The sequence below is a fragment of the Teichococcus aerofrigidensis genome (assembly GCF_054073225.1).
The window spans coordinates 1-3,718 of sequence record NZ_JBSXMU010000191.1 but is presented as its reverse complement, the minus strand read 5'-3'; the positions used below and the strand labels follow the sequence as shown (position 1 = coordinate 3,718).

The window sequence follows — 3,718 nt, the reverse complement described above, 5'->3', positions numbered from 1 at the left end:
GGGCAGGGGCACCGGCGCGTGCGCCAGGCCGCGCAGCGCGCCGTGCCGCAGCAGGCCGGGCAGGGTGGCCAGCATGGCGCTGCCGCGCAGGAAGGCGGCGACGCCATCGAAGCCCGGCACGCGGATGGCGATGTCGCGCTGCAGGCCCTCGGCCTCCAGGCGGCGGTCGAAATCGAGGGCCTCACCCTCGGGATGCAGCACGGTGATGTGGCGGGCGGCGAGATAGGCCTCGGCCGTCTCGGGGGGGCGCCGCGCGGCGGCGTCGTAGAAGCAGGCGTAGCGGTCGGTCAGCAGGCGCCTCTGCAGGATGTCGGTGCCGGCGGGCGGGAAGGGCGTGACGATCAGGTCGCAGCCCTGCTCGCGCAGCAGGGCCGCGCTGGGCGCGCCGGAAGGGACCACGCGCAGGCTCAGCCGCGCCACCTGCGCCTCCACCCGGGCGAAGAAGCCGGGCAGCAGCAGGTCGCGCTGGAAGCCGTTGGCGGCGATGGTGAAGCCGATCCGCGCGCTGGCCGGGGTGAAGACATCCATCCGCACCAGGCCCTGCAGGCCGTCGAGCAGGGCCTGGGCCGGCCCGGCCAGGCCGCGCGCATAGGGGGTGGCGACGATGCCGCGGCCCGATTTCACGAAGAGCGGATCGCCCAGCAGGCCGCGCAGCCGGATCAGCCCGTGGCTCGCCGCCGACTGGCTGAGGCCGAGGCGCCCGGCGGCGGCGGTGACGGAGCCTTCCTCCAGCACAGCGAGGAAGAGGCGCAACGCATGGCCATCGAGCGAGAAGGCATCGATCCTGCTCATGCATCGCATGATAAATACCCGGTTTCCTCATGCAAGGCGACGCGGCAGGCTGAGCCCGGAGAAGGCGCCGCCCCCGCCAACACGCCGGCGCCTCCGCGGGAGGACCATCCATGCCCAGCCTCGGCGACATCATCCGCCGCGACCGCTCGCTGCATCCGCCGCCCCTGACGCCGCAGTACAAGACCAGCGTGCTGCGCAGCCCGCGCCGCGCCCTGGTCTCGCTGGAGCCCGGCCCGGGCGAGAATGCCGGGCCGGTCTTCCGCGCCGATCTGCTGGCGCCGCTCGACAACGACCTGATCCGCAACCACGCCCGCGATGGCGAGGCGGTGGGCGAGCGCATCATCGTCCATGGCAGGGTGCTGGACGAGACCGGCCGGCCGGTGCCGCGCACCCTGCTGGAGGTGTGGCAGGCCAATGCCGGCGGCCGCTACCGGCACCACAACGACAGCTACCTCGCGCCGCTCGACCCGAATTTCGGCGGCGCCGGGCGCTGCATGACGGATGCCGAGGGCAACTACTTCTTCCGCACCATCCGCCCCGGCCCCTATCCCTGGCGCAACAACGGCAACGACTGGCGGCCGGCGCATATCCACGTCTCGCTCTTCGGCGAGGCCTTCCTGCAGCGCCTGGTGACGCAGCTCTATTTCGAGGGCGACCCGCTGATCCCGCTCTGCCCCATCCTCGGCACCCTGCCCGACCCGGCGGGGCGCGAGCGGCTGGTGGCGAGGCTCGACATGCAGAACTCCATCCCCTTCGACGCGCTGGCCTACCGCTTCGACATCGTGCTGCGCGGCCGGCGGCAGACCTTCTTCGAGAACCGGCCGGAGGGCCTCTGACCATGCCCGTCGAATACCTGAAGGAGACGCCCTCCCAGACCGGCGGGCCCTATGTCCATATCGGCCTGCTGCCGGTCGCCGCCGGCCTCGCCACCCGCACCCAGGAACAGCCGCATATCCTGGAGGGTGCCGGCGAGCGCATCCGCCTGACCGGCGTGGTGATGGACGGCTCCGGCCACCCGGTGCGCGATGCGTTGCTGGAGCTGTGGCAGGCGGACCGGGACGGCAGGCACAATGCCGGCGGCTTCCTCGGCTGGGGCCGCGCGGCGGCCGATCCGGCGAGCGGCGAATGGGTCTTCGAGACCATCCGGCCCGGCGTGGTGCCCTGGCGCGACGGGCGGCCGCAGGCGCCGCATGTCAGCCTGCTGATCTTCGCCCGTGGCATCAACATCCACCTGCACACGCGCCTCTACTTCCCCGAGGACGCCGCGGCGCTCGAGGCCGACCCGGTGCTGCGGAGCATCGAGCAGGCGGGACGCCGCGCCACCCTGGTCGCTGCGCGCACCGGGGCCGCCGACCTGCCGACCTACCGTCTCGTGATCCAGCTCCAGGGCGAGGCGGAGACGGTGTTCCTCGACATGTGAGGACGGCGGGAGGCCGGCGCGGACGGCGGTTTCCCGCGCCCCCTCCCGCCCGGGTGCTTGCACCGCGACCGCTTCCCTCCCACCCTGAAGGACGGGACGGAATCAGGCGGCATGCAGACGAACTTCACGGCGGAGCAACTGGCGGACCCCGACACGCGGGAGTCCAACACCATCCTGCGCACCTGCGTGCATTGTGGCTTCTGCACCGCCACCTGCCCGACCTTCGTCCTGCTGGGCGACGAGCTCGACAGCCCGCGCGGCCGCATCTACCTGATCAAGGACATGCTGGAGAGCGGCCAGCCGGCGACGGAGGCGGTGGTGCGGCACGTGGACCGCTGCCTCTCCTGCCTCTCCTGCATGACCACCTGCCCCTCGGGCGTGCACTACATGCATCTGGTGGACCATGCCCGGCGCTACATCGAGGAGACCTATACCCGGCCCTGGCCGGAGCGGCTGCTGCGGCGCGTGCTCGGCGCCACCCTGCCGTATCCGGCGCGCTTCCGCCTGGCCCTGCGGGCGGCGCGGCTGGCGCGCCCGCTGCGGGGCTGGCTGCCGGGGCGCGGCACCACCTTCGGCCGGATGCGCGCCATGCTGGAGCTGGCGCCCGAGACACTGCCGCCGGCCGATCCGGCGCCGGCCGTCCGCCGCTATCCCGCCGAGGGCGAGCGGCGCGGCCGCGTCGCGCTGCTGACCGGCTGCGCGCAGACCGTCCTGGCGCCCTCGATCAACGCCGCCACCATCCGGCTGCTGACGCGGATGGGGGTCGAGGTGGTGGTGAGCGAGGGGCAGGGCTGCTGCGGCGCGCTGAACCACCACATGGGCCAGCACGATCCGGCCATGGCCCTGGCGCGGGCCAATATCGCCGCCTGGACGCGGGAGATCGAGGGCGAGGGGCTGGACGCCATCGTGGTGAACGCCTCGGGCTGCGGCACCACGGTGAAGGACTACGGCCATATGTTCCGCGAGGAGCCGGAGCCCTGGGCGGCGCGGGCGGCCCTGGTGGCGGCCCGGGCGCGCGATGTCTCGGAAGTGCTGCTGCAGTTCGGCTACGCGCCGAGTCGCGCGGCGCCGGAGCTGACCGTGGCCTATCACGCGGCCTGCAGCCTGCAGCACGGGCAGAAGATCACCTCGGCGCCGAAGCAGTTGCTGGCGCGCGCCGGCTTCACGGTGAAGGAGCCGGCCGAGGGGCATCTCTGCTGCGGCTCGGCCGGCACCTACAACCTGATGCAGCCGGAGATCGCCGGGGCGCTGAAGGCCCGGAAGCTGGAGAATATCGGCCGCACCGGGGCGGCGGTGATCGCCAGCGGCAATATCGGCTGCCTGACGCAGCTGGGCTCGGGGCCCCTGCCGGCGATCCATACGGTGGAGTTGCTGGACTGGATGGCAGGCGGACCGGCCCCGGCGGGATTGTCTGACGGGACTGTCTGATGGGGCGGCCTGGCGGGCGCGCGGGGGCCCCCCCCGGGCCGGGGGGCGCGGGCCCCCGCCGCGCGGCCAGGGCCAGGA

At 73.3% G+C, this 3,718-nt stretch carries 4 protein-coding genes; 3 read left to right on the top strand and 1 reads right to left on the bottom strand.

The window, feature by feature from the left end; all coding sequences use genetic code 11:
* A partial coding sequence (locus tag ACVMLK_RS20165) for a LysR family transcriptional regulator (protein ID WP_457487433.1) occupies positions 1-792 on the bottom strand: 792 nt, incomplete at its 3' end.
* Between the two features lie 110 nt (positions 793-902).
* Between ACVMLK_RS20165 and pcaH the strand changes: the two genes are divergently transcribed.
* The 3 genes from pcaH (at position 903) to glcF (ending at position 3,640) form a co-directional block, all read left to right on the top strand.
* Entirely contained in the window at positions 903-1,628 is a 726-nt protein-coding gene (gene pcaH, locus ACVMLK_RS20160) for a protocatechuate 3,4-dioxygenase subunit beta (RefSeq protein WP_198365379.1), read from the top strand.
* Positions 1,629-1,630: 2 nt separating this feature from the next.
* A complete protein-coding gene (gene pcaG, locus ACVMLK_RS20155; protein WP_198365380.1) occupies positions 1,631-2,212 on the top strand; it encodes a protocatechuate 3,4-dioxygenase subunit alpha in 582 nt (193 codons plus the stop codon).
* 111 nt (positions 2,213-2,323) lie between these two features.
* On the top strand, positions 2,324-3,640 hold the full coding sequence (gene glcF / locus ACVMLK_RS20150) for a glycolate oxidase subunit GlcF (RefSeq protein ID WP_457487432.1): 1,317 nt from the start codon (positions 2,324-2,326) through the stop codon (positions 3,638-3,640).
* Positions 3,641-3,718 lie beyond the last annotated feature (78 nt).

Coding starts and splice junctions, on each gene's coding strand:
- pcaH (WP_198365379.1), top strand. CDS start 903: ATGCCCAGCCTCGGCGACATCATCCGCCGCGACCGCTCGCTGCATCCG.
- pcaG (WP_198365380.1), top strand. CDS start 1,631: ATGCCCGTCGAATACCTGAAGGAGACGCCCTCCCAGACCGGCGGGCCC.
- glcF (WP_457487432.1), top strand. CDS start 2,324: ATGCAGACGAACTTCACGGCGGAGCAACTGGCGGACCCCGACACGCGG.